Consider the following 25,647-nt stretch of genomic DNA (forward strand, 5'->3'; position numbering starts at 1 on the left):
GGACGGTCAGCGGATATATTGGGGAATTCATGCGGCAACGGGTGTTCGAGTTACGAAATGCGGTCCTGCGGCAGTTCGCCGCCACCTTGGCCGTCTCCTCCTTGCTCGTTCTGATTGGTGTCGGCGGCGCCTCCGCCCAGAGCGGCACGCCGGCCCCTGACCAGGGCAAGGCGGCCGCCCAGCCCGCCGACGCCGCCAAGGACGCAGCCCAGAATCAGCGCCGCACTGACGAGTTCGCGGAAGCGGCGCAGGTCATCAACGGCCCGGCCGGCAACCCCGAATGCGTCTGGCTCGGCCGGCGCGTGGTGCGGCTGATGTGGCGGGACGACCTCGATACCGCGTTCCGCCATCTCGACCTCTACGATCGCTTCGGCTGTCCCGGCGGCCACATCCAGGCCGCGTTCCGCTGCCTGACCCGGTTCGGCGGCCAGATCGATCCGAAGGTGGCCGAGACCCTGGACAGCCGCGTGCACGCGTGCTGGATCAACCCGAACGCCCAGCCGCAGCAGGCGGCCGCGGCCTCCCCGCCGGCAGCGCCGGCCGCAGGCAACTCCCCGGCACCGCAGCCGGCCGCGAGCCCCTCGCCTGCGGCAAGCCCGTCCCCGGCTCCCTCGAAATAGCGCGATCGTTTCAGCTGCCGTTCAGGAACGATCGGCGATAGAGACGGTTGGCACTGCCACGCATCCCAAAAGGCATGCCCTCATAAGGACATGAGGCCATGACAGTTGTGAAACCGCGCGGCAGAGGTATGCTCCCTTTGCCGCGGACTTGGTCGGATCTCGGGGTCGGATCCGCTTCCCTGCCACCTCAGCCCCTTTTGGTTTAGCCGCGATGCGCGTTGTCGCCGCCGTTCTGTTGCTCGTGTCTGTGCTCCATGCAGGAGTCTGGGGGGTCTTGCGCGACAAGGAACCCGCGCCTGACTTCAAGGGCCTCCTGCCCAGCGTTTCCTACGCACCGTTCGAAGGCTCGGCCCATCCCGACATCGACAACATTCCGACGGTCGAGAAAATCCGCGCCGACCTGAAGACGCTGTCGACCATGACGCGCGCGATCCGCCTCTATTCGTCCACGGGCGGCGTGGAACTGGTGCCGCCGATCGCGGCCGAGTTCGGCCTCAAGGTCACCGTCGGCGCCTGGATCGACAAGGACAAGGATCGCAACGAGCGCGAGATCAAGGCCGCGATCGACCTTGCCCGCAAGAACAGCAACGTCGTCGGCGTCGTGGTCGGCAACGAGGTGATCTACCGCGGCGAGCAGAAGGTCGAAGACCTCATCGACATGATCAAGAAGGTGAAGGGCGCGGTCCGCGTGCCCGTGACCACCGGCGAGATCTGGAACATCTGGCGCGACAATCCCGACCTTGCCTCCAACGTCGATTTCATCGCCGCCCACGTGCTGCCCTATTGGGAAAACTTCCGCTCGGACCAGGCGGTGGACCAGGCCGTCGACCGCTACAACCTGCTGCGCAACCTGTTCCCCGGCAAGCGCATCGTGATCGCCGAGTTCGGCTGGCCGAGCCAGGGCTACAACTTACGCAACGCCGACCCGGGTCCGTTCCAGCAGGCGCTGATCCTGCGCGACTTCGTCACCCGTGCCGAGGCCATCGGCATGGAATACAACATCGTCGAAGCCATCGATCAGCCCTGGAAGTTCTTCGAAGGCGGCGTCGGTCCGTACTGGGGCATCCTCAACGCCAGCCGCGAGCCGAAATTCGCCTGGACCGGCCCGGTGGAGAATCCCGACTATTGGAAGCTGATGGGCATCGCGCTGCTGGTCGGCATCCTGCTGTCGCTGCCGATCCTGCGGATCCAGAAAGCGACCGCGAAGCAGGCCTTCCTGCTCTCGGCGACCGCCAACGGCGTCGGCGCCTGGGCCGCGACCGTGTTCGCCTTCTGGAACAGCCACTACTTCATCTTCGGCTCGGCCTTCGCGCTGACGCTCGGCATGATCCTCCTTGTTCCTCTTGTTCTCATCGCGATGGCGCGCATCGACGAGATCGCCGCGGTCGCCTTCGGCCGGCCGCCGCAGCGGCTTCTCACCAAGAGCAAGCCGGTCCAGAACGTGCTGGAGAGTTACTGTCCGAAGGTCTCGATCCATATCCCGGCGTACTTCGAGCCGGTCGACATGCTCAAGCAGACGCTGGATGCGCTGTCGCGGCTGAACTATCCGAACTACGAATGCGTGGTCATCATCAACAACACGCCGGATCCCGCCTTCTGGCAGCCGATCCAGGACCATTGCCGCGCGCTCGGTGAACGCTTCAAGTTCATCAACGCCGAGAAGGTGCAGGGCTTCAAGGCCGGCGCGCTGCGCATCGCGATGGACCGCACCGCCGCCGATGCCGAGATCATCGGCATTCTCGATGCCGACTATGTCGTCGAGCCCGACTGGCTGAAGGACCTCGTGCCGGCCTTCGCCGATCCGCGCGTCGGCCTCGTGCAGGCGCCGCAGGAGCATCGCGACGGCGACCTGTCGATCATGCACTACATCATGAATGGCGAATATGCCGGCTTCTTCGACATCGGCATGGTCCAGCGCAACGAGGCCAACGCCATCATCGTGCACGGCACGATGTGCCTGATCCGCCGCGCCGCGATGGACATGGCCGGCGGCTGGTCGAGCGACACGATCTGCGAGGATAGCGATCTCGGCCTTGCGATCCAGGAGCTCGGCTGGACCACCCACTACACCAACACCCGCTATGGCGCGGGCCTGCTGCCGGATACCTACGAGGCCTTCAAGAAGCAGCGCCACCGCTGGGCCTATGGCGGCCTGCAGATCGTGAAGAAGCACTGGCGCCGCTTCCTGCCGGGCGCGAGCCGGCTCACCTCCGACCAGAAGCGCGAATACGGCCTCGGCTGGCTGAACTGGCTGGGTGCCGAAAGCCTCGGCGTGGTCGTGGCGCTGCTCAACCTCGTCTGGGTGCCGATCGTGGCCTTCGCCGACATCGCCATTCCCGACAAGATCCTGACGCTGCCGATCATCGGCGCCTTCGTCGTCTCGCTGGCGCACTTCCTGTCGATGTACCGCGCCCGCGTTGCGATCAAGCCGGGCCAGATGCTGGGCGCGATGATCGCGGCGATGAGCGTGCAGTGGACGGTGTCGCGCGCGGTGGCGCAGGGCCTGATCACCGAGCACATCGCGTTCGCCCGCACCTCCAAAGGCGGCCTCAGCAGGATGTCGATCGAGTTCCAGGCGTTCTGGGAAGCCGTGATCGGCTCCCTGCTCTTGATCGGCGCCGGCGTGCTGGTCGCCTCCAACAGCTTCCGGCAGATCACCGAGATCTACATCTTTGCCGGCGTGCTGGTGCTGCAGAGTCTGCCGTTCCTCGCCGCGGTCGCCATCGCCATCCTCGAGCTCAGCCGGATCAACTCCTTCCAGTTCTGGCGCGACAGCGCGATCCGCACCGCCGAGCTGATCGGCCTGCGCCCGGTCGCCCTGCCCCCCGTCGGCGCGCCGCAAACCGTGCCGAGCGAGGTGCGGCGGGAGACGAACTGACGGGCGGGAGGCCATCCTCGCTGTTCGGCGTGGATGGCGGCCCGCCAATCAGGTTGAGATTCCCGACCTAACCAGCGGAAGCAGCGAGTGAATCCCCGCTCCTGCCGCGATCCTCGGCAACCATCCGCACTATTGACCTCCGCAGCCACTCCCCCTACACAGCGCGGGCCGAGAGCATGATCCGGAAACAGCCGGTTTTTCCCCGCGACGCAAGCTTAAGAGCGCAGCGGCAAGACATGCTTCTCGAATGTCCGAGCACGATGGCGATCTCTGTCGAAGCCATCAGCGGCCATGGGAGCGCGTAGCTCAGCCGGTAGAGCACGTGACTTTTAATCACGGGGTCCTGGGTTCGAGCCCCAGCGCGCTCACCAAGCAAATCAATAAGTTAATTTCCTTTCGCCTCCCTTGCTGCTCAGAAAATCGCATCTGGGAAGCGATTGGGATGCGCGAGCGAGCTGCGATCGCTCGAAGAGATCGCGCGCCAATGGGCCGCTGATCCCGAACTCTCCCCTGCGCGCGACGCACTGCTCGCCATGGCCGCCACCTGCGCAGTTGAAGCGGAGAATCTCGAGCGCGACCTAATTGCCATCCGCGACGGGCGGTAGCTCAGCGCGGCCACCTCCCGCTATATTGCCCTCGCCCTCCGGTTGCGATTGGATGGCTTTCAGGTAGCAGGAGCGACACAATGCGGATTGGGTTTCTTTTTATTTGCGGCGCAACCTTATTGACGTCGACCACTAGCCCGTCCTATTCGTGAGAGTGCGGCTTTTGGGCCCGATTGATGCGGCCGCACATCTTGTCTGACGAGGCGCACAGGATTGCCTTCGGCTTTTCGCCGCCTGACGACCGGTACTTTGCAACGCGCTTGAGGGATGGGTTGGGCGAACGGGGGCGGACGCCCCGCCGGTCAAGGACCGAGCGGCAGCAGCGCGCCGGGCAAGCCGCAGATCAGGTCGGCTTCGGGACATGCCGCGGCAAACGCAAGGCGAATGCGGCTCGTGGTCTCGACGACACGGGCGGCGATTTTCAAGAGCCGAAGACGCAGCGTCGCGAACTCGGCAGCGGCCAATTCCCGGGCTTTGGGAATGGCGTCGCGCACGGTCAGCATCAGCCAATAAGCGGCCGTATGGAGCACGAGACGGACCTGGTTGGCGAGCGCCGAACGGCAGCTGGTGCGATCGGAGGCGAGCTGCGTCTTATGCAGCTTGATCAGATTCTCGGCTTGGCCGCGCGCGCAATACAGGCTGTCGTAGATCCACTCGGCCGAGCCGACATCGAGGCTGGTGACGACGAAGCGGATGTCGAGGCCGAGCATCGTCGCCTCAATACGGGCGACAGTGCGCCGTTCGCGATCCCAGGACTTTGCCTTGTGGCGCGTCTCGGTATAGCCACGCAGAACCGGCAGGTTCTCGATGGCGCGTCGCGTGCGGATGTCGTCGGCGACCTCGTCGACTTTTCTGGCGAGAGGCTTGGTGCCGGACAGACCGAAGATGTAGTCGATGCCGTTGGTCTCGCACCACGCCATTGCCTCCGGCCGGGCATAGTGCCCGTCGCCACGGAACGTAATTTGCGTGTTGTGCCATCGCGTCCGGATATGCCGTACCAGGCGGCGCAGATGGGCACGCACCTCGACGCCGCCCGGCGTCTTGCCGGGCCGCAGCACGACGGCCACGGGCCGGCTCTTCTCCGTGTCGTAGACGTGGATCGGCAGGAAGCAGCGTTCGTCATAATGAGCGTTGAACAGCGAGAGCTGCTGATGGCCGTGGACGACGTCGCAGGTATCATCGATGTCGAGCGTGACGGATGCCGGCTCGCGCGGGTAGCTATCCATCCATGCGTCGACCAAAGTGTAGGTCAGCCGGATCACGTCGCGCAGGCGCGGAGCATTCTCCAGCCGCGACAGCGTCGGCTGGGAACACAAATCCCGGCCCGTGTCCGGTAGGCGACCGCAGGCCAGTTTGAATGCCGGATCGGACCTCAGATGATCGAGGTCGTCGGCGTCCTCGTAGCCGCAGCAGATCGCGAACATGCGAGCGCGGAACATATCGACCAGGCTGTGCACGACCCGCGTCGGATCGCGCCGATCCGGGAACACCCGGGCCAGATTGTTGGCCAAACCGAGACGCCGCTCGGCCATCGCCAGAAGCATCACGCCCCCGTTCGAGGTTAGGCGCCCACCATCGAAGGCAGCTGTGACTTTCTTGGCGTGAACGGCTGGAAACGAGAAGGGCGGAATCGTATCGTCGGTCATGGCGGGCGTGGCGTTCGCGGTTGGAGGTGATGGGGTTGGCTTCGCAACCGAATCCTACGCCGCATCAGCGCTTTACCCCTCAGGCGCACTCTTACGAATAAGACGGGTTAAGTTGAAGAAAGATTGAGTGACTCCCGATCATTTCTGTGCCGAAACGTGGAGTCGCGGTCGTGCCGCGTCCAAAGAAACCGGCGCGAGCGGCCTATTAGACGCGGTAGGTGCTCAGCCTCCGAAACGAGACTATCAAGCATGAAGAGATCGAGCGCGAGGCAGAGGTTTTATTTATGTTGAATTCTTGCTTCTCGATAGTGGTCTGAAATCGTATCATCGGTCATGGCGGGCGTGGCGTTCGCGGTTGAAGGTGATGGGGTGGCTTCGCAACCGAATCCTACGCCGCATCAGCGCTTTACACCACGCTCGCCAGCCTCTCAGGCGCCCTCTCGCGAATAAGACGGGCTAGTACGCTCGCCGGTCGCGCTGATTGCGAAGATGCAATCTCATCGTACAACTCGGCGGTGACCGATATCTCGGCGACTTTGCGTCGCTACAACAATTGCATTTCCGCCAGCCAGGGACGTGATGATTGTTCGAGTGAATTTCGAAGGCCCCGCGGGTCACTTCAAATTCCTCCGGGTGTGGTCAGTCAAATTCCTCCACCCGCGAGGCAGGACAAGGGACTGTTAGTTTGAGTTTGTTTCCCGGGCAAGAGCTTCAGCGGCTTCTTTGAGCCGATAGCTGCGTCCGTCGAACTCAAGCAGATGGCAATGATGCATAAGGCGATCGAGGATCGTCGTGCTCATAGTGTTGTCCCCAAGGTATGCCCCCCAATCCTGCACGACGCGATTGGAGGTGACGATGACGCTGCGGCGCAGTTTGTAACGCTGATGGATCAGGGTCTGCAGCAAAGTGCCGGCGTCGTCGGGGATGGCGCGTGCGAGGAATAGATCGTCCAGCACGAGGAGATCGCAGTCGATGATGGTTCGCAGCCGGACCTCGCGTTGTGCCGGAGAGTTCAGGGCGTAGCGGTGGAAGAAGTCGTCGGTCTCAAGATACTGGACCTTGTGGCTTTGCAGGATCGCCTGATAGGCAATCGCCTTGGCGATGTGCGACTTCCCGGTGCCAGGTTTGCCAACAAGCAGAGCGTTCTCGCCAGCGGCAATGAACGCCAGGGTGTGGAGCTGGAAGCAGGTCTGACGTGGCAGTTTGGGATTGAAGGACCAGTCGAACTCGGCGAGCGTCAGCTTTTCGTCGAGCCCGGATTGCTGGTATCGCCGCTCGATAAGACGGGACTGACGACGGTCCAGTTCATCCTGCAGGATAAGGGAGAAGGTCTCGAGGAAGGGCTGGTTGGCGCCCTGCGCCTGGAGCACGCGCGTCTGCAGCGTGTCGCGGACACCCGACAGGCGCAGCTGTCGTAGGCAACGCTCAATTTCCGGCATGGTCATCATGTGGCTAGGTCTCCAGTTTAAGGTGAGAAGGTGCCGCGGGAGCGCTCGTGGCGCCGGAGTTGGCCGGGGTTGCGCAGGCGACACGAGCGCGGATTGCCGTGGCGTGATCGTCGTGAGCCTCGGCCTGCCGACCATTGTCGTCGGCGTCGCGCCGCACAGCGCGGCTGAAGAGGTCGCCGTATTCCGCGGGGGTACGGATCAGCGGATGATCCTGGGTGAGCGGCGATGCCGGCTGTGGCGTCACTCCAACCTGCTCGATCGCCTGTTCGAACAACCGCTCGACGGTCGCACGCACGTGCTTGTAGCGGTAGATGCGGTTGTCGATGGCGTGCGCGCAGGCCTGCTCGACCAGCCGCGCCGGATACTTCCGGCCCAGCCCGACAATGCCCCACATCGCGCGCTGTCCGGGGCGCCCTTCGGTGTCGAACACCTGCTGGCACAAGGCCCTGGTCTGCGGTCCGATGCGCTCGGCGCTCGCCAGCAGCACGGCGGTTTGCCGCGACGGGTTGAACGGCCGTTCGCTGGTCGGCAGGACGACAGAACCGGGGTGCGCCATCCGGGAATGAACACGCAGCAGCGCACGGGTGTGGCGATCACGGATCTCGATCGTGGTGGTGTAGATGCGCACGACGACCTGGCTGCCGATCGGCGCGGGCCGCGCGGCGTAATAGCTGTTGTCGACGCGTACGGTGGTGTCGTCGCAGACAGTCCGGACGACTTCGGTGAAGATGCGGAAGGGAGCGACAGGCAGCGGCCGCAGGTGCGGCTTCTCTTCCTGGAACATCGCCTCGACCTGACGGCGCGTGCTGCCGTGGATGCGTTTGAAAGCCCAGTTCTCCTCCCAGTGCCTCAAGAACTCGTTTTGCGCCTCCAGCGTCTCGAAGCGCCGTCCGGCCAGCGCAGTGCCCTGGGTATGTTGAATCGCATTCTCGACGCATCCTTTCCGATTTGGATCGGCCACGCGCGCGGGATCGGCGACCACGGCGTAATGAGCCAGCATCGCGCTGTAAATCGGGTTGAGCTGGGGCTCGTACAAATCCGGCTTGAGGACGCCTTCCTTCAGGTTGTCGAGCACGACATAGCTGGGGACCCCGCCAAAATACCGGAACGCCTCTTCGTGGAGCTGCGCCCAGACTTGTTGGCTGGACTTCCAGACTACCCGCCGGAAGCTGCGCCGCGAGTAGCGTAGCGTCATCACGAACAGGCGGGGACGACGGTACCGCCCGCTCTTCGGATCAACCGTCGGCGCGCCCTCGCCATAGTCGACCTGAGCTTCCTCGCCGGGGAGGAACTCAAGACGATCAAACTGCTCAGGATCAGCGTGCCGCAACCGGCGCACAAACCGCTTGACACTCTGGTAGCTGGACGGAAAGCCAAATTGATCAACCAGGTCCTGGTAAATCGCCTGCGCGTTCCGCTTCAGCCGGACCTGTTCTTCGATCCACGTCCGATGCGCTTCGCAAGCCGAACGGGCCAGGCTGCTGGTGACCGTCGCTTCCGATGTCCCAAAAGCCGGTGGTCGGGGTGGAGGAATTTGGCCGTCCGCGCTCACCGAGCCGGTGGTCACTTCCCCGGGGGAATTTGCCTCCGCACCGGCCCGCAGCGCCTGATAACGCCGGATCGTCTTGCGATCGACACCCGTCAGCCGGTGAATCTCGCGCTGGCTGGTGTTGCGATCAAGTAATGTAAGTACGGTGCTTTGCAGATGTCGCTTCAAGACGTTCAACTCCCCGGCCTGCGCGTTTCGCGGGATCGTGAGCGCGGATTTCAGGGGATCGTGAGCAGAGATTTCAGATGATCGTGAGCAGAGATTTCAGATGATCGTGAGCAACGATTTCGCGGGATCGTGAGCAAGGCTTTCGGAGCCTTGCAGCGCTTCGGCCGACAACTCAACCGGCTTAGGGATGACCTCGTGGTTAACGAGGAAGTCCAATGCCTACCCAGAGATTGTCGATGCGCCGGATCAAGGAAGTCCTTCGGTTAAAACATTTTCAAGGCCTGCCAGAGCGGGCCATCGCGCGGAGCGTGGGCGTCAGCAACGGCGTTGTGCACAGCTACCTGAGCCGCGCCCGCTCTGCTGGGTTGAGCTGGCCGCTTCCGGAGGGAATGACCGATGAAGACCTGGAGCTTTTGCTTTTCCCGGCCCCACGACCAGCGTCTCAGAGCCCGCAGCGGCCGGTGCCCGACTGGAGCTACATCGATAAAGAGCTCCGCCGGCGCAACGTAACCCGTCGCCTGCTCTGGGAGGAGTATCGCGCCGTTAATCCCGACGGTTTCGGGTACACGTGGTTCTGCACTACCTACGAGGCCTGGAAGGGGCGGGTCCGACCTTCGATGCGGCAGATTCATCTGGGCGGCGAGAAGGTGTTCGTGGATTTCGCCGGCGACACCATCGACATCGTCGATCCCCTGACCGGGGAAGTGCAGCCGATGAAGCTGTTCGTCGCGGCGATGGGCGCTTCGAACTACACCTACGCCGAGGCCTGCCCCAGCGAGAGCTTGGCCGACTGGACCGGGCCCACGTCAACTTGTTCACGTTTTTGAGCGGAACGCCGACGTTCGTGGTCTGCGACAACCTCAAAGCCGCCGTCAGCAACCCCGACCGCTACGATCCCGGCCTCAATCGCACTTATGCCGAGATGGCGAGCCATTACGGCACGGCCATTCTCGCCGCACGGCCGCGGCGCCCAAAAGACAAGGCGAAGGTCGAGGTCGCGGTGCAAATCGCCCAGCGCTGGATTCTGGCCCGGCTGCGCAATCAGCGCTTCTTTTCCCGGGCCGAGCTCAACGCCGCCATCAAGACACTCGTCGACGAACTCAATGCTCGTCAAATGCGTGGCTTCGGCTCAAGCCGCGCCGAACTGTTTGCCGAACTCGACAAACCCAAGCTAACCCCGCTGCCAGATCAGCCTTATGCCTTCGCACGCTGGAAGCGCTGCCGCCTCGCTCCCGATTATCATGTCGAGGTCGACGGCCATTGGTACTCCGCGCCGTATCGTCTGATTGGCGAGCTGGTCGATGCCCGTATCGACGATCGGACGGTCGAGATCTTCCACAAGGGCCAGCGGATCGCCAGCCATGCCCGCGCGCCCAACCGACGCGGACACACCACCATCGCCGACCACATGCCCAGCGCCCATCGCCGCTACGGCAAATGGACCCCCGCCGCGGTGATCGCCGCCGGCGAGCGGATCGGTCCTTCGACAGCAGCGTTTTTCCAGGCCGTGATCGACGCCCGCCCCCATCCAGAACAAGGCTTTCGAACCTGCCTTGGCATTCTGGCGCTCGTCAAAAGCTACGGCGCCGAACGCCTCGACGCAGCCTGCCGGAGGGGCATCCTCATCAAGGCGCGCTCCGTCGCCTCGATTAGATCGATCCTCCAGAACGGCCTCGATCGCACGTTCTTCGACGAATCTTTCGAGCACCAGCCCCTGCGCCACGGCAACATCCGCGGACGCGACTACTTCCACTGAAGCAAGGAGAGACCCGGCATGCTTAACCACCCAACCCACGAACGGCTGATCGAGCTTGGCCTGACCGGAATGGCCAAGGCCTTCGAGGAGCAGCGCCGATCGCCCGATCTCGAAGCCCTGCCGTTCGAAGATCGCATCGGCCTGTTGGTCGACCGCGAAGCCGCCGAACGCGACACCAGGCGGCTCACCACGCGCCTCAAGATCGCCGCACTGCGCCAGACTGCTTGCGTCGAGGACGTCGATCTGCGCACCCCGCGGGGCATCGACCGCGCCGTTTTCGCCAAACTCGTCGAAGGTCGCTGGATCGATCGCCACGAGAATTTGCTCGTCACCGGGGCAACCGGCCTGGGCAAAAGTTGGTTAGCCTGCGCGCTCGGCCACAAGGCCTGCCGCGACAACCGATCAGTCCTCTATCATCGCGTTCCAAGGCTGTTCGAGGCGCTCGCGCTCGCGCGCGGAGACGGACGTTACGCCCGGCTCCTCAAAAGCCTCGGCCGCGCTCAGCTTCTGATTTTGGATGATTGGGGACTATCGGTGCTCACCGCCGCGGAACGCCGCGATCTGCTCGAAATCCTCGAGGACCGCCATGGCCGCGCATCCACCATCGTCACAAGTCAGCTCCCCGTGGACACCTGGCATGGAGCCATTGGGGACCCCACGGTCGCCGACGCCATTCTCGATCGCCTCGTCCACAACGCCCACCGCCTCCAGCTCACCGGAGAAAGCATGCGAAAACGCAGCGCCAAAACCATCACCCTTGACGGCCAACCAGAACACTGACTCTATCTCCCATCGGCCGTAGCGGGCTGCTCACGATCGTCTGAAAGAGCTGGCCCCGGTTGTTTGGACAGCGCCCCGCTGGATTTAAGTGGATTCCTGCCGGGTTATGCTGAACGCGGGGCTTTACGGTTTTGTCGTTGCGTCGGGAGGGCGTAGCCCGACCAGAGCGACGACAAAACCGTCGGCGACGGCCATGCGGCCATCACCATAGCTTGCGTGCCGAAGTAAGCCTCGTCGGGCGTGCGCCCGTCAAGGCTCGAGTGAGGGCGTCCCTGATTGTAGAAGGCCAGATACTTGGCAATTGACGCTCGCGCCTCGGACACGCTGTCGTAGGCGCGGAGATATACTTCTTCGTATTTGACCGTGCGCCAGAGCCGCTCGACAAACACGTTGTCGCGCCAGGCGCCCTTGCCGTCCATGCTGATGGCGATCTTCGCGTCCAGCAGCACATCGGTGAACTCGAGGCTGGTGAACTGGCTGCCCTGATCCGTGTTGAAAATCTCGGGCCTGCCGTGCTTCGCCAACGCCTCCTGGACCGCTTCGACGCAGAAGGCCGCCTCCATTGTGATCGAGACGCGATGGGCCAGGACCCGTCGGCTGAACACATCGACGACCGCCGCGAGATAGACGAAGCCACGCCGCATCGGAATGTAGGTGATGTCCATTGCCCACGCATGGTCGGGCCGCTCGATCTTCAATCCGCGCAACAGGTACGGGTAGATCTTGTGACCCGGAGCCGGCTTGCTCGTGTTCGGGCGACGATAGACCGCCTCGATCCCCATGCGCTTCATCAGCGTCGCGATGTGGCGGCGACCGGCGTATACGCCCTCCCGCCGCAGCAACGATCGCAGCATACGCGCTCCCGCGAAGGGATAATCGAGATGCAGCTCATCGAGCCGACGCATCAAGGCAAGGTCCTCGGCCGAAACTGGCCGAGGTTCATAGTAGACCGTGCTGCGAGCCAGCTTCAGGACCTTCGCCTGGCGCACGATAGAAAGATCATGATCGCGGTCGATCATCGCTTTGCGCTCAGCAGGCCCGCCTTGATGAGCGCGCCGGACAAAAAATCGTTTTCCAACGCCAGCTCGCCGATCTTGGCATGTAACGCCTTCAAATCGACCGGCGTCTCGGCCGATGTCTTGTCATGCCCAAACACGCCGGCGGCGCCTTCCAGGAGCTGGTTTTTCCAGATCGTGATCTGGTTCGGATGAACATCAAACAGTTGCGCCAGCTCCGCCAGTGTCTTGTCGCCTTTGACCGCAGCCAAAGCAACCTTCGCCTTGAATGCCGGAGAATGCGTCCGGCGGCTCTTCTTCGTCATCTTCGCTCCTGATTCGCAGCAAGAATCCTCGCCGCTGTCAGGCAGAAAATCCACTCAAGCTACTGTCCGAATTTGCGGGGCCAGCTCTCTTTCCGTAGGCCAGCATCGGCAAGCCCCCGTCAAGGTGACCTGGGCGACCAGGTAAATCGTCGTTGTGGCGGTTAGCCCGTCAGCGCCGCTGCGATCCGCAATCGATTATCGGAGCAATCATCGAAGGATCGCGGAGTGGCCGACCGAATTGCCGGCGATGGGTTTCGCAAGAGCTCAATCCATCCTACCCGCTGACCTTGTGCTTCGGGGTGGTCGCCTGGCGCCAGTCGGCTGGGACCGACGTCGATATTACCGCCACCAACTCCGCCACGGTGCAGGACTATGTCCTCCTCAAAGCCGCAGAAACCACGCAAGCGGCCGGCTGACCGCAGGCCTGACGACATGCGGCCGACAGATCTCGAGCGGCGGTTTGTCTGCAGAGCGTGCGGTCGGCGCGGCGCCGATGTTCGGCCGGAGTAAACCGAGCTATGCGGGATTTTGGGTGACGAGGCGATCAGGCGGCGTGGTTTTCCGGCACTTGGATGACCTCGATGCCGTTTTCGAATCTGACACCTGCGCTGACCTTCGGCAACTGATTTGTGCCTTTCAGCCGCCGCCAGGTCTTTGATGCGGCGCAGAGCAGCTTGAACACCATCAACTTGGCAGTCGTTGACGATAACGAACCTTTCGTGCGCACCGTTCTGTGCCGGACCGTCGCGAACACGCTTTCGATGGGATTCGTCGTCCGCAAGTGGTCCCAATGCTCGGCGGGGAATTCGTAGAACGCAAGCATTGCGTCGCGATCTTTCGTCAGGCACTCGACCGCCTTGTCGTACTTCGCTCCGTATTTCTCGGCAAAGACATCGATCGCCACTTCGGCCGAAGCTCGGTTGGACGCCAAATAGACCTCGCGCAGATCCTTCTTCATGCTGGCCTGTACCGACACTGCGACTTTGTTCAAGATATTCGCGGTTTTGTGCACCCAGCACCGCTGATGTCGCGTGGCGGGAAAGACCTCGTCGAGCGCCTTCCAGAAGCCGAGCGCGCCGTCACCGACGGCGATTTCCGGGGCGATCTTCAGCCCTCGGGTTTTCGCCTCGACGAGCAGTTCGTGCCAGCTCTGCGTGCTCTCGCGCACGCCGACCTGGAAGCCGATGAGTTCCTTCTTGCCTTCCGGCGTCGCGCCGATCAGCACCAGCATGCATTCGCTGTGGTCTTCCATGCGAGCCTGCAGGAAGACGCCGTCCGCCCACACGTATACGTACCGGCGCGCCGACAGATCGCGCTTCTGCCAACGCTCGTACTCGAGCTGCCACTCCGTCGTCAGTCTGGAAACCACCGCCGGAGAAAGATTCGGCGCATCCTTGCCCAAGAGCGCCGCCAGCGCCTCCTGGAAGTCGCCCGTCGAGATGCCTCGCAGGTACAGAACCGGCAAAAGTGCATCCAAGCTCTTCGTGCGCCGTGCCCACAACGGCAGGATCGCCGAGGTGAAGCGGATCCGCTCGCCATCGCTGGTCACCGCGCGATCGCGAATCTTTACCCGGGCGACTTCGACGGCGCCGATCCCCGTCTGGATCGTCCGCACTGGACCATGGCCGTGTCGCACGAGGCGGTCGCGGCCATCGGGAAGCTTCAAGCCCTTCATCGCGGCGAGAAACGCCTCGGCTTCCATCTCGACAGCCTGCGCAAGCAGCTGCCGAGCTCCAGAATCGCAAAATATTCGTCAGTGGATCGTCGATCTCATCGGGCTGACGCAGTGGGACAATGTTGCTATGCTCGTTCATGGCGTATCGCTCTCCTTGAGGTTCTGGCAGGCTCGACACCCGCCTCGATACGCCGCCTATCTCATTCCGTCATCACCCAGTTTCCCGCATAGCTCGAGTAAACCGCCGATGGCCCTCACGGCGACCGATCAAGTGAACTAACGAACAAATGGGAAAAGCCGCAGCGTGGTTCCAGCCCCCACTGCGGCATTCCCGGCAGAAATAGAACCAAGTACTTAAATCGCGCCGGTGTTCAGTCTATAGAACACCCCGTTCCGAAAATGGACTCCGTATAACTACCGGAGTGCGATGTTCTACGCATTGCCGCCCGGATGCGAATGTGGCACGGCTCGGGTTCCAGCCCCCAAATGCTCCCGGCTGCCGATTCAATTGCGGATCAGAGCGCCGGGAGTGCCGGGCGAGATGAGGGTGGCCGTCCGACCTCCCAAAAGGAAGATCCCTCGTCCCCGATGCGATCGATGCCGCACAGCGATGGCTCTGCGCCTCTGGAAGCTGCACCTGATGTCATCATTTCTGAACGCGTTGGAGTTACGGTTGGAGTTGCGGTGACAATGCACGCAACTATCGCGCTTACCGCCCCTGCTTGGCACTTGGCTGCCGTTCCCAAAGCCCTCCCACCCCAAAAATCGGAAGACACTCCGCCGGAAACGTGTACGCCTTCACCAAAACCGGAGGGACAGCATGTTTGAAATCAACGGTTTCGACACGGCGGGCGTCGTCAAACTCAAGCGGCTGTCACTCGCCGCCGCCCTCAAGAAGGCCAAGGAGCTTGTTGAGGACGGATGCTGGGACGTTCGGGTCGTCGATCCCGGCGGCCACGTCTACACCTCGTTTGAAGAGCAGGCCGCCTAGTTCCGAGCGATCACCCGCGCCTGTCGCCGCTATCCGCCGCGCCCGACGTTCGACGAGGCATTGTCGAGCCAGCGCCGTGTTGCTTCGTCACTCCAACCGGGGACCGCGAAGCGCGCCGGTGGCGTCGCATTCGTGCGTGGCCGGTCTACCGCAAGAGGGCGTGCGCGAGGGCGATGCACCGTTGCTGCGTCTGCGGCGGTGCACAGCACGAGCGACAGACCCATGAGACACAAGGCAAAAAGAGAGCGCATCGCATCGGCTCCAATCGAGCAATCGCTCCCTATGTGTTGCCCCGATCGGTTCACCACAATCGACCACGCCTTCACAAGCAGGCGAGACAAGCGCGGGCTCTTGCGGCGGCACCGGCAATCGGTGACGCGGGCGCGCGCTCCCATTGCCAGTCGACTCGTTTGGGCGCACGCTCTCTCCAGGCGCTTCAGACGCCGCACGGGAGAGACACATGAAGGAACCGGGCCTGGATGGCCGCCATCGGGACAAGGATGGCCAGATCAGCAAGAAGCACGGCAACACGCTGGTCGGCACATTGCGCAAGATCTACGGAAAGGGTTTTGCGGCCGGCTATCCCGATGCGGCGCAGCTCAGCGAGGTCCTGGCCCAGCTGAACGAGACGTCGCTGAGCCAGCTGCGCCGCGATCACGACACCGGGCACTTGGCGCACAAGATCGATCACGCCTTGAAGTGACGCCTCGCGGTGAGAGCCGCCATCGAAGGCGCGCATCCAGCACCAGTCACTGGCGTTCCTCGTACTTGTTGCAGCGGCCATCGCCCTGTTGGACCCGGCTGAGTTCCTGAAACGGCGGATCACAACGCAGGAGCGTGTACACCTTGTAAGAGGGCGGCGGGACGCGCCAGCAGAGATTCTGGCCCGCTGGGATCTGGTACGTGTCCCCGTTCGCCAGCGTATAGCTGCACGAGGCGTCCGGGCCGCTCACCTTCCCCTCCGCGTGGGCCTGGGCCAGCGAAGCCAACGCGAGGAACATCACCAACAGTCTGCGCATCTTGTCCTCCGCACTTCTGATCGCACACCAGTGGAACTGGGATGCGGACATCGCTTCAGCAAGACACAGATTCCTGAAAAGCACGCCGGGGCAGTCATGAGGGCAATTGGCGGAGCTTCGACGTGGCCGTCTCAGCCCTGATGCGAAATGGCTTGAATCCGATCGCCGCGGGCCGTTCACCTCTCCCGCCTGCGAGAGAGGCCGGCGCGTCCGGGCGAAGCGAAGCTTCGTCCCGTGGGCCGGGACAGGGCTTTTTCCTCTTGGCGATTGTCCCATTTGGGATACACCCTCTCCCGAGCCCGCAAGCGGGAGAGAGTGCACCTGCGTCGTTGCAGCAATCAAGCCTCATCCCTGCACGCTTCAAATCAGGCCGGGTGCGGAGATGAACGATCTTTCGATCTTCAGCTTTCCGGCGCTGAAACCGTCGCCGGCACGCTCAGCGGAGCTCCTCCCACCGAAACAGGCCCTGCCGGCTTCGACGGCCGGACCAGCCGCTTGCGCATCGCTGCGGACAGTCCATAGCGAGCGTTCGCGCGCCGGATCGAGGAGGTGACGTCCGACATCATCACGTTTTGCAGCGAGTCGACCTTCGCGATCAGCGTGGACAGCTGCGAAGATATCTTCTTCACATCGACCCGTTCGTCCGTGATGCTCTGCCGCAGGGACAGCAGCACCAGTGAATCCTGCTGCAGCAGAGCCGCATTCTGCTGCAAGGCGTGGTTGTTCGCCTGCAGCGAAGCCGTGTGCTGCTGCTGGGCGGATTGAATGTCCTTCAGGGCAGCGACGACCGGATCCGGCTTCGGCGCGGACGCTTCCTGGCGCGGAAGCAGCTCAGCCAGGCTGCCGACATTCAGCGACGGCAAGCCGGACGGCGACGTATAGACGGCCGCCGCGCCGTTGATGGCCAGCGCACACACTGCCAGGAGCAGCACCGTCTTCCGGCCGGGCCGCCTGTGCGGCACTGGAGCTTCCGGGGCCGCGGGATCGTGCGCGGCTGCGGCGGCTGCGAGGGCCACCGCGTCGAGTTCTTCGGCGAAGCTTGGCGTTTCCAGGGACGTGGTCATCTGCGTTGACCCCAATGAGCGAGCAACAGGACGCCGTCGCCGGAACGTCCTCGTGACGGCTCCTGTACGCAGCACCCATCTCCAACTGCCTAAAATTGTGGGCTTTTCGGATTAATTCCACGTTAGCGGCCTGGCCGGCTGACGGGCCCGACGCCCCCGGCCGATTACGGGGCTGTTGCGCTTCGCACTCGCTCTGGAGCGCCGAGCACGCGCCCCGCAGTGGCGGCTTCCTCCCGACGGATTTTCCGAAGTTGGCATCATGCCACTGTTTTGCCCGACAGGTCAAACGGGCTTTTGGCGCCTGATGCAGAAGGCGTTGTGGCAGAAGCACTTGGCTACTGTGCATGGGGTTGTTTTCGCGTTTTTTTACAGCTCACCCCTCGTCGAGCACCTCGAACAGCGCCTCCACCCGCTCGAACGGCGCATCGCGCGTCGCACTGTGATGGACCACCCGATCGCCGTCGCGTTGCAGCGACTTGCCTCTCGATTTCCGCAAGCGCCCCGGCAGGAACGTCGCAGCCACCGCCTCGGGACCGACGTCGAGGCGGATGATGCCTCTGCGCTTGCACTCGATCCTGAGCCTGGCTGCTGCGAAGAAATCGCGCGCCACCTTCGGCAAGGGTCCGAAGCGGCGGGAGGTTTCCTCCTCGAGGTCTTCGAGGTCGTCCTCGCCATTGCATCTTGCGGCGCGCGCATAGAGCTCGAGCCGCACGGGCTCGGACTGCACATAGGTCTCGGGCAGCATGTCCCCGACCGGCAGGTTCAGGTCGGGCACCCACACCGCGGCGCGCTCCTCGTCGGCCTTCTCCGAGGCCATCTTCAGGAGGTGGCTGTAGAGCACCGGCCCGAACACCTGGACATGGCCGGACTGCTGCTCCGAGAACAAATCGCCCGCGCCCCTGAGATCGAGGTCGCGCTCGCTGATGGCAAAGCCGGCGCCCGGCCGGCTGAACTCCTCGAGCACGGCCAGCCGCTTCTCGGATTGTCCCGACGCCGTCTCGGTCAAGAGATGGGCGAAGGCGCGGATGCCGCTGCGGCCGACGCGTCCGCGCAGCTGGTGCAGCTGGGCAAGGCCGAACTTTTCCGGCCAGCACACCACGATGGTGTTGGCGCGGGGAATGTCGAGGCCGCTCTCGACGATGTTGGTCGCGAGCAGGACGTCGGCACCGCCCTCGACGAAGCTCATCATCCGGTCGTCGATCTCGTCGGCAGGCAGCTTGCCGTGCAGACAGACGATGCGCAGGTCCGGCGCCACCGCCTGCACCCGCGCCAGCATTGGATCGAGATCGTGGATGCGCGGACAGATCAGGAAACTCTGCCCGTGGCGGCGCTGCTCGCGCAGCAGCGCGGAGGCGATGGCGGCATCCGACAGCGGCGCGATCCGGGTTGCGACCGGAAGCCGGTGCACCGGCGGCGAGGCGATCACGCTGAGGTTGCGGAAGCCGGCAAGCCCGGCGGCGAGCGTCCGCGGGATCGGCGTCGCGCTCATCATCAGCACGTGGACGTTCTTGGCGAGGCCGGCGAGCTTGGCCTTCTCGGCTGCGCCGAAATGCTGCTCCTCGTCGATGATGACGAGGCCGAGATCGTCGAATTTGACGTCCTTGCCGGTGAGCGCCTGCGTGCCGATCACGACCTTGATCCGGCCGCTGCGCAGGCCCTCCCTGGTCTCCCGCAGCTGCGCGCCGGATGTTGCCCGCGACAGGTTTCCCACCTCGATGCCGAACGGCGCAAAGCGCTTCTGGAACGTCGCGACGTGCTGCCTTGCCAGCACCGTCGTCGGCACCGCGATCGCCACCTGCTTGCCCGACAGCACCACCGCGGCCGCCGCGCGCAGCGCCACCTCGGTCTTGCCAAAGCCGACGTCGCCGCAGACCACCCGGTCCATGGGATGACCGGATGCAAGATCGTCCAGCACGTCGCTGATGGCCTGGGCCTGGTCGATCGTCGTGAAGTAAGGGAAACGCGCGACGAACTTCTCGTAGGCCGACCCCGGCGGCACCAGCTTATCGGCGCGCCGCCGCCGGCGCTGGCTGATGTGCTTGGCCAGCACCTTGCCCGCGGCCTGGATCTCGCGCTCGGCCTCGCCGCGGCGGGCCCACCATGTGCTGCCATCCGCCTTGTCCAGCGCGAGCTTGCCGAGCTCGGTCGCGTAAGGCCACATCAAAGCGAGATCGGCCGGCGGCACCAGAACCGCATTGTCGCCTGCGAACTTCAGGCGGATCATCTCGCGCATGGCGCCGCCGCCGGTGTTGACGGTCTGCAATCCGTCGAGCACGGCAAGGCCGCGCTGGAGGTGGACGACCACCGTGCCCTGCTCGGGCACATCGGCATGGTCGAAGGCCGCACTCCAGGCGCGCGCCATCGGTTGCGGATGATGCGCGCGGCTGCCGAGCACGTCCGACGCCGTCACCACGACCAGGGGCTTCTTCCCCGGCACGACGAAGCCGGCATCGAGATCGGCCAGCAGCGTCGCCTCGCCGCCCCGCCCCCGCGCCGCCTCGTCCCAGTCATCGGAGCGCTCCGCCTTGACGCCGCTCATCCGCTCCATCACGCGCAGATCGTCCTCGTGCGCTGCGACGAGGATCAGTCGCGATCCGGCCCGGCGTGTCTCCTCGACGAAGCCACGCAGCGCCTTCCTGGAAGACGTCAGCTTCGAAAACTCCGGGATGTGCTGGAAGGGCGCCGTCCGCGGCAGCACCTTCATGCTCTTGGAGAGCTGCTTCCAGTCGCGCCGTGCGAGATATTCACGCTCCCGCTCCGCCCGGCCTGCGGCCTCCTCGATCGTGTCCAGCCAGGCGTCGGCATGCAACGGGACGCCGGCGTCCGCGATCCATTTGGCGCCCCCGCAATAGTCGAACAGGCTCGCGCGCTTGCCGCGTTTGCCGGCAAGGCCGAGCCGCTCCGACATGGGATCGACGAGCAGCTCTTTGGTCTCGAAGATGATCCTGTGCTCGTTCGGGTCGAATGCCACGATCCGCCTGATCGCACGCTCCGAATGCTCGATCCGGAACGGCCCCAGCGCGCCTGCGGGAAATATCTCGAAGGTCTGTCCGTGGAACAGCGCGCCGCCCGGATAGTCCGGCTCGTCGTCGAGATCGTATCCGAGGGCCTGGAGGCGGGTCTCGAGGTCCCGCTCGGAGAACGGACCGCCCACTTTCAGGCTCAGGCTCAGGCGCGACAGGCTCGCCGGCGGCGGCAGGCGCTCCATCACCGCTTCCGCGGTCGACACGAGAAACAACGGCTTCCTGGATTTTGCGAGCCGGCTCAGCACCGAGGCTCTGCGCCCTGCGAGCTCGTGCGACGGCTCGAGCTGGTCGAACGGCAAGGTGTTCAATCGCGGAAACACCAGCACCTCGCAGGACGGGTCGAGCGCGTGAATGACGCTGCCCAGCCGCTCCGCCCTGTTCTCGTTCTCGGCGAGGAAGACGATCCCGCTGCGTCCGGACTGCTTCCATTGTGCAAGCAGGTGAAGAGCCATCATGCCGAGGGGCGACGACGACGAGATCGTGGCGCGCTGCGATCCTTTGCTCTTCTTCGGCGCCTTCTTGGCCACCCCTGTCTTTTTCGAAAGCCTCACTTGAACCCGTTTCTGGTCTTGCATTGTAGCCAACAGAATGCGAGCCGCCCTCATCTCGAATCGGCAACTCGCCGCCATGCATATGGGATTTGCCCCGCGAACGCACCCCTCGTGGCAACGTTCAAAGGCGGCGCCGCGATCCCGACAATCTGGCTGTTTTGGTAGGCCTGCAGCGCGGAACTCATGCGGCCCGCGATCGGCATCGCCCGATGCAAGCATTGCGACGATCGAAGACGTCGTGCGCGCAAGCAGCCACGAAAAAGCCCCAGCGCTTGGAGCCACACTGGGGCGTTTCGGTCAACATGAATAAGTTAAGCAATGACGTCTTCATAGCAGCGGTTTCGCCGCGCGCTTGTGAACTGGTTCACACGCTTTGCACCGAGCAAACGACCTCAGCGAGCTATGGCGGAATCTGGGTGATGACGGTGTGAGGAAGGCGGCGTATCGAGGCGGGTGACGAGCCTGCCAGAACCTCTCGAGGAGAGCGATACGCCATGACCGAGACTACCAATGTTCTTGCTTTCCGTCAGCCGTCCGCGGTTGATGATCCACTGACCGATATCGTTCGTGCCGGCGCGCGGGACCTGCTTGCCAGGGCGATCGAGATCGAGGTTGGCGCGTTTCTGGCCAGCACGGCCAATCTGACGCTGCCCGACGGTCGAGCGCGCCTGGTCCGACATGGGCACGGTCCGGTGCGCGAGATTGCGACCGGCATCGGTCCGGTGGAGGTCGCTCGTCCCAAGGTCCGCGACCGCGGAGCGAGCGGGCCAGGCGACCGCCTCCGCTTCAGTTCGGCAATCCTGCCGCTATGGGCGCGGCGGACGAAGAGCCTGGATGCCTTGATCCCGGTCCTCTATTTACGCGGCATCTCGACCGGCGACTTCCAGGAGGCGCTCTCGGCGCTGCTCGGCAAGGATGCGCCGAACCTGTCGCCTTCGGTGATCGCCGGCCTGAAGGCCGATTGGCAGGTCGAGTACGAACGCTGGCAGAGACGCGATCTGTCGGCGCGTCGCTATGTCTACATCTGGGCCGATGGCGTGTACCTGCAGGCCCGCATGGAAGATCACAGCGAATGCATGCTGGTGCTGATTGGCACCACGCCGGAAGGCAAGAAGGAGCTGATCGGCTTCCAGGTCGGCGTGCGCGAGAGCGCGCAGAGCTGGCGCGAACTCCTGATCGACCTGCGGCAACGCGGGTTACGGATTGCCCCGCAACTCGCCATCGGCGACGGCGCCCTCGGCTTCTGGAAGGCACTGGACGAGGCCTTTCCCGGCACGCGGCACCAACGATGCTGGTGCCATAAAGTGAGCAACGTACTCGACAAGGTCGCCAAATCCGTGCAGGGCCCCATGAAGAACGACCTGCGGAACATCTATCTGGCCCCACACCGGGCCGAAGCTGAAACCGCGATCGACGTCTTCGTCGAGAAATACCACGTCAAATACGGACGTGCGGTGGAGTGCCTGATCAAGGATCGCCATGCGCTGCTCGCCTTCTTCGACTTCCCTGCTGAGCACTGGATCCACCTACGCAGCTCGAACCCGATCGAGAGCGTCTTCGCCACGGTGCGCCACCGAACGGTGCGGACCAAGGGATCGCTGTCGCAACAAACTGCGAAGCTGATGGTGTTCAAGCTCATCGACGCCGCATCGAAGACCTGGCGGCGATTGAAGAGCACGAACCAGTTGCCGAAAGTCATCGCCGGTGTAAAGTTCATCGACGGAATCGAAGTCATTCCGAACACTGAAAGCCACGCCGCCTGATCAGGCCGCGTCACCCAAAATCAGCCATAGCTCGACCTCAGCGCGAGAGGCCCTGAGGTCGCCAACCTTTATGGGTAAGGTTTTCTCGCGGCCCGGGGGCTTTGGAGCTTGGGGATGGGCCATGAGCCTAGATTCGACGCACGCCACGCAGAGTCGTTCCAATGATCCACGCCCAACCTGCTGGGGCGCTCCAATCATGCCGGAACGGAGTACCTTGTCTCCCGGTTTGAGTGCGCACGCGCCACGCGTTAGGATGCCCGCTTTTACGGAGGCTCATTTGAGGTCATTCATTTTCATCGGCGCCATCGCACTGTTTGCGACGGCCGCCCACGCACAGACGCTGGTCGATCCCAACAAGGTTGCTCCCGAATACCGCGAGGCAGCCGAGAAACGCCGCGCCGAGCAGTTGCGCCAGCGTGAATGCGCGCTGAAGGCCGATCTCGAGAAAGTGCTGCCCAGGGATCGCACCGCCTTTCTCAACCATTGCCTGGAAGCGATGGCGGCCAAGCAATAACGGCTGACCGTTCCAACCGGCGCCTTGGCGCAATGCGCGCATGGTCCGCGGTCATTTGCCGCGCGGGGTGAGAGGACCAGCTCAGCTCCGCCGCCGCTTTCGCGGAAACAGGCGGTCGCGGATGTAGCGCGAGGTCGGCGTCAGGCGGATGCCGCGGGGCTTCTGCCAGGCGGCGCGGTCGATCTCCTTCTTGTCGCCGATCGCCAGCCTGCCCTTGGCAGACTTGGCGATGAAGATCGCGTCATTCATCTTGCGGCCGGAGCGCTTATTCCTCGTCTTCACTTCTTTCCAGAGGGTGATCCTGCCGAGCTTCAGCTTTGGAAGCTCCTCCTTGATCTCCCGCCGCAGGCAGTCCTTCTCCGACTCGCGCGGACGCTTGCGGCCGCCCGGAAACATCCAGAGGCCATCCGACCGGCGCCTGACCAACAATACCTTGCCGCGCCTGGCGGCAACCAGCTTGGAAGATTTCGCCATTGCTGCCGTCATCAAGAACAGAATCGACCCGATCGTAACTTGTCTAGTCGAACAGACAAGTTCGCGGCATGTTTTGATCACAGGCCACGAGCCATCGGGTCCTGGCGCGGCACGGCCGGAAGAATGCACGGTCGGGGCCGCGAGATCAGCCCTCGCCCGCCTCCGCCTGATCCTCGGTCCTGATCCAGGCCATCATGATCTCCCAGGCCACCGATAGGATGATCGGCCCGATGAACAGTCCGACGATGCCGTGGGCCAGCGTGCCGCCGATCACGCCGACGAAGATCACGATGGTCGGAGTGGTCAGTCCCCGCCCCATGACGAGCGGCTTCAGCATGGTGTCGATGAAGCCGACGAGCACGAAAAACACGGTGAGCAGCAACGCCGTGGTGACGTCCTTGGCAGTCCAGATCCAGATGATCACCGGCAGCAGCACGAGGAAGGCACCGATCTGCACGATCGAGAGCAGCAGCACGATGAAGGCGAGAAGGCCCGCACTGGGCACCTCGGCGAGCTTGAAGCCGATGCCGGCGAGCAACGCCTGCACGATCGCGACGCCGATCACGCCCTGCGCCACGGCGCGAATGGTCGCACCCGCAAGACCCAGGAAATGCTCGGTCTGCTCGGGCACGATGCGAAACAGGAAGCCGCGGCCGGCCGCGACCAGCCTCGGCCCGTGCGGAAACAGGAATCCGGCCACGAACACGGAGACCAGAAACTGGAGCGTGCCGACACCGGCGTCTCCGGCGAGCGAGAGCAGCGGGCCTGCCAGCGGCTGGAGATACGGCGCCACCTCGCGCACCACCGCCCGGACGTTGTTGTAGGCCTGGTCCCAGAGCTCGTAGAGCCAGGGCCCGACGAGCGGCCACGATTTGGGCTGCTCCGGCGCCGACTGGAGCGCGAGGTCGCCGGTGCCGAGCTGGTGCGCCAGCTCGCGCACGCCGTCCACCGCGCTGATGCCGAGCCAGGTCGCCGGACCGATGACGATGCCGAGCGTGATCAGGGTCAAGATCGCTGCTGCAGTCTTGGGCCGGCCGCCGAGGATCTTGGCGACCCAGCTGAACGCCGGATAGAACGCGACCGCGAGCACGCCGCTCCAGGCCAGGATCGGCACGAACGGGCGGATGATCAGGAAGGTCCAGATGATCAGCAGGGCGAGCAGGCCAAGCCGGATCACGAGCTGGATGACGTCCTCTCCCGTCAGCAGCTGACGGAGACTTTTCACGGGCACGGCTTTCCTTGCGGCATGAACGCAACTTCCGGCGCTTGCACGGCCCGGCCGTTATTGCCAGCAACGCATCCGGCGTCAAGACGACCGGAGCCGACCGCGCCTCGATCAGGCCCCAACCGGGCCATCCGGCATTGCGCGACGATGACGCGCCATCCCGGTCCGCGCCCCAGCCCGGCTTGGCTAACGCCCGTTAACCGGATTTCCCCACGCCGGTTTACGCCGCTGCAAACGCTGGCGGCTATCGTGGATCGAGGTCACCGAAACGCATTCTGTGCAATGGCCAACAGCATCTGGACGATTGAAGAGTTCACCTGTGCGGGTTGCGGCATGAACTACGCCGCGACCAGGGAGGAGCACAGCGAGGCCCATACCGGCAGTTTCAAGTGCGGCATCTGTAGCGGCGTCGTGCACGCCTGGTCCGGCAAGCATCATTTCTTCGGCTGGCAGGCCGTGAAGACGAGACCGCCGGTGTTCGGGAAGCGCTGGGCGGGCGTCGGGTGGTAAGCCGTCCGCGGCGTCGCAGGATCGGCCCAATTGCACCGCCGCCGTTTGCACTCCGTTCACCGGT

The 25,647-nt window shown here is 63.8% G+C and carries 16 protein-coding genes, 1 tRNA gene and 3 pseudogenes; 10 read left to right on the forward strand and 10 right to left on the reverse strand.

The genetic code is table 11. The features are described 5' to 3' along the window. Positions 1-29 precede the first annotated feature (29 nt). From ABIF91_RS37765 to ABIF91_RS37775, 3 genes are all read left to right on the forward strand, one after another. A complete protein-coding gene (locus tag ABIF91_RS37765; RefSeq protein WP_028182176.1) occupies positions 30-620 on the forward strand; it encodes a hypothetical protein in 591 nt (196 codons plus the stop codon). A gap of 211 nt (positions 621-831) precedes the next feature. After that, the gene (locus ABIF91_RS37770; protein ID WP_028182177.1) at positions 832-3,498 is read left to right on the forward strand and encodes a glycosyltransferase; all 2,667 of its coding nucleotides are present in this window, start codon (positions 832-834) and stop codon (positions 3,496-3,498) included. 295 nt (positions 3,499-3,793) lie between these two features. Then, a tRNA-Lys gene (locus ABIF91_RS37775) sits at positions 3,794-3,869 on the forward strand. Positions 3,870-4,405: 536 nt separating this feature from the next. Here ABIF91_RS37775 and ABIF91_RS37780 read toward each other — a convergent pair. The 3 genes from ABIF91_RS37780 to istA (ABIF91_RS37790) form a co-directional block, all read right to left on the reverse strand. Next, positions 4,406-5,749: an IS1380-like element ISBdi2 family transposase gene (locus ABIF91_RS37780; RefSeq protein WP_208086440.1), complete on the reverse strand. Its 1,344-nt coding sequence runs from the start codon at positions 5,747-5,749 to the stop codon at positions 4,406-4,408. Positions 5,750-6,429: 680 nt separating this feature from the next. After that, entirely contained in the window at positions 6,430-7,197 is a 768-nt protein-coding gene (istB, locus tag ABIF91_RS37785) for an IS21-like element IS1631 family helper ATPase IstB (RefSeq protein WP_038952109.1), read from the reverse strand. Positions 7,198-7,201: 4 nt separating this feature from the next. Next, the gene (istA, locus tag ABIF91_RS37790; RefSeq protein ID WP_424579704.1) at positions 7,202-8,923 is read right to left on the reverse strand and encodes an IS21-like element IS1631 family transposase; all 1,722 of its coding nucleotides are present in this window, start codon (positions 8,921-8,923) and stop codon (positions 7,202-7,204) included. Positions 8,924-9,129: 206 nt separating this feature from the next. Here istA (ABIF91_RS37790) and istA (ABIF91_RS37795) point away from each other — a divergent pair. Further along, positions 9,130-10,670, forward strand: a pseudogene (gene istA / locus ABIF91_RS37795) (IS21-like element ISFK1 family transposase). 18 nt (positions 10,671-10,688) lie between these two features. After that, positions 10,689-11,450: an IS21-like element ISFK1 family helper ATPase IstB gene (istB, locus tag ABIF91_RS37800; protein ID WP_011090937.1), complete on the forward strand. Its 762-nt coding sequence runs from the start codon at positions 10,689-10,691 to the stop codon at positions 11,448-11,450. A 212-nt stretch (positions 11,451-11,662) separates the two neighbouring features. Here istB (ABIF91_RS37800) and ABIF91_RS37805 read toward each other — a convergent pair. Both ABIF91_RS37805 and ABIF91_RS37810 read right to left on the reverse strand, forming a co-directional pair. Beyond that, positions 11,663-12,771 (reverse strand): annotated as a pseudogene (locus tag ABIF91_RS37805) (IS3-like element ISRj2 family transposase); the annotation flags it as partial. Between the two features lie 544 nt (positions 12,772-13,315). Then, positions 13,316-14,585 (reverse strand): annotated as a pseudogene (locus tag ABIF91_RS37810) (IS256 family transposase). A gap of 681 nt (positions 14,586-15,266) precedes the next feature. On the opposite strand from ABIF91_RS37810, the gene ABIF91_RS37815 reads away from it, so the two are divergent. Further along, positions 15,267-15,437, forward strand: coding sequence for a hypothetical protein (locus ABIF91_RS37815; RefSeq protein WP_162832031.1), 171 nt, complete (start codon positions 15,267-15,269; stop codon positions 15,435-15,437). A gap of 460 nt (positions 15,438-15,897) precedes the next feature. Next, positions 15,898-16,140, forward strand: a complete 243-nt coding sequence (locus tag ABIF91_RS37820) for a hypothetical protein (RefSeq protein ID WP_028181762.1) — start codon at positions 15,898-15,900, stop codon at positions 16,138-16,140. A gap of 46 nt (positions 16,141-16,186) precedes the next feature. Here ABIF91_RS37820 and ABIF91_RS37825 read toward each other — a convergent pair whose 3' ends face one another. The 3 genes from ABIF91_RS37825 to ABIF91_RS37835 form a co-directional block, all read right to left on the reverse strand. Beyond that, positions 16,187-16,456, reverse strand: coding sequence for a hypothetical protein (locus ABIF91_RS37825; RefSeq protein ID WP_424579705.1), 270 nt, complete (start codon positions 16,454-16,456; stop codon positions 16,187-16,189). Between the two features lie 401 nt (positions 16,457-16,857). Then, positions 16,858-17,520 (reverse strand): hypothetical protein, encoded by a 663-nt coding sequence (locus ABIF91_RS37830; RefSeq protein ID WP_028181764.1) that lies wholly within the window; start codon positions 17,518-17,520, stop codon positions 16,858-16,860. Between the two features lie 373 nt (positions 17,521-17,893). Continuing rightward, positions 17,894-21,001: a DEAD/DEAH box helicase gene (locus ABIF91_RS37835; protein WP_028181765.1), complete on the reverse strand. Its 3,108-nt coding sequence runs from the start codon at positions 20,999-21,001 to the stop codon at positions 17,894-17,896. A gap of 590 nt (positions 21,002-21,591) precedes the next feature. On the opposite strand from ABIF91_RS37835, the gene ABIF91_RS37840 reads away from it, so the two are divergent. Both ABIF91_RS37840 and ABIF91_RS37845 read left to right on the forward strand, forming a co-directional pair. Then, complete coding sequence (locus tag ABIF91_RS37840) at positions 21,592-22,860, forward strand: IS256 family transposase (RefSeq protein WP_038952271.1); 1,269 nt, start codon at positions 21,592-21,594, stop codon at positions 22,858-22,860. 277 nt (positions 22,861-23,137) lie between these two features. Then, positions 23,138-23,374: a hypothetical protein gene (locus ABIF91_RS37845; protein WP_028182321.1), complete on the forward strand. Its 237-nt coding sequence runs from the start codon at positions 23,138-23,140 to the stop codon at positions 23,372-23,374. 81 nt (positions 23,375-23,455) lie between these two features. On the opposite strand, the gene ABIF91_RS37850 is transcribed toward ABIF91_RS37845, so the two are convergent. Beyond that, positions 23,456-23,848, reverse strand: a complete 393-nt coding sequence (locus ABIF91_RS37850) for an NUDIX hydrolase (protein ID WP_028182320.1) — start codon at positions 23,846-23,848, stop codon at positions 23,456-23,458. Positions 23,849-23,993: 145 nt separating this feature from the next. Further along, positions 23,994-25,079, reverse strand: a complete 1,086-nt coding sequence (locus ABIF91_RS37855) for an AI-2E family transporter (RefSeq protein ID WP_035719594.1) — start codon at positions 25,077-25,079, stop codon at positions 23,994-23,996. 276 nt (positions 25,080-25,355) lie between these two features. Here ABIF91_RS37855 and ABIF91_RS37860 point away from each other — a divergent pair, with 276 nt between their 5' ends. Then, complete coding sequence (locus ABIF91_RS37860; RefSeq protein WP_028182318.1) at positions 25,356-25,583, forward strand: hypothetical protein; 228 nt, start codon at positions 25,356-25,358, stop codon at positions 25,581-25,583. Positions 25,584-25,647: the final 64 nt, after the last annotated feature.

The organism is Bradyrhizobium sp. USDA 241, assembly GCF_049739505.1.
GTDB classification, from domain to species: domain Bacteria; phylum Pseudomonadota; class Alphaproteobacteria; order Rhizobiales; family Xanthobacteraceae; genus Bradyrhizobium; species Bradyrhizobium liaoningense.

What these genes read in the sequence shown, in the direction of transcription:
- istB (WP_038952109.1), bottom strand. Translation starts at nt 7,197, where the DNA reads ATGATGACCATGCCGGAAATTGAGCGTTGCCTACGACAGCTGCGCCTG.
- ABIF91_RS37825 (WP_424579705.1), bottom strand. Translation starts at nt 16,456, where the DNA reads ATGCGCAGACTGTTGGTGATGTTCCTCGCGTTGGCTTCGCTGGCCCAG.
- ABIF91_RS37820 (WP_028181762.1), top strand. Translation starts at nt 15,898, where the DNA reads ATGAAGGAACCGGGCCTGGATGGCCGCCATCGGGACAAGGATGGCCAG.
- ABIF91_RS37815 (WP_162832031.1), top strand. Translation starts at nt 15,267, where the DNA reads ATGTTTGAAATCAACGGTTTCGACACGGCGGGCGTCGTCAAACTCAAG.
- ABIF91_RS37780 (WP_208086440.1), bottom strand. Translation starts at nt 5,749, where the DNA reads ATGACCGACGATACGATTCCGCCCTTCTCGTTTCCAGCCGTTCACGCC.
- ABIF91_RS37770 (WP_028182177.1), top strand. Translation starts at nt 832, where the DNA reads ATGCGCGTTGTCGCCGCCGTTCTGTTGCTCGTGTCTGTGCTCCATGCA.
- ABIF91_RS37860 (WP_028182318.1), top strand. Translation starts at nt 25,356, where the DNA reads ATGGCCAACAGCATCTGGACGATTGAAGAGTTCACCTGTGCGGGTTGC.
- ABIF91_RS37830 (WP_028181764.1), bottom strand. Translation starts at nt 17,520, where the DNA reads ATGACCACGTCCCTGGAAACGCCAAGCTTCGCCGAAGAACTCGACGCG.
- ABIF91_RS37850 (WP_028182320.1), bottom strand. Translation starts at nt 23,848, where the DNA reads ATGGCGAAATCTTCCAAGCTGGTTGCCGCCAGGCGCGGCAAGGTATTG.
- ABIF91_RS37835 (WP_028181765.1), bottom strand. Translation starts at nt 21,001, where the DNA reads ATGATGGCTCTTCACCTGCTTGCACAATGGAAGCAGTCCGGACGCAGC.
- istB (WP_011090937.1), top strand. Translation starts at nt 10,689, where the DNA reads ATGCTTAACCACCCAACCCACGAACGGCTGATCGAGCTTGGCCTGACC.
- ABIF91_RS37840 (WP_038952271.1), top strand. Translation starts at nt 21,592, where the DNA reads ATGACCGAGACTACCAATGTTCTTGCTTTCCGTCAGCCGTCCGCGGTT.
- ABIF91_RS37765 (WP_028182176.1), top strand. Translation starts at nt 30, where the DNA reads ATGCGGCAACGGGTGTTCGAGTTACGAAATGCGGTCCTGCGGCAGTTC.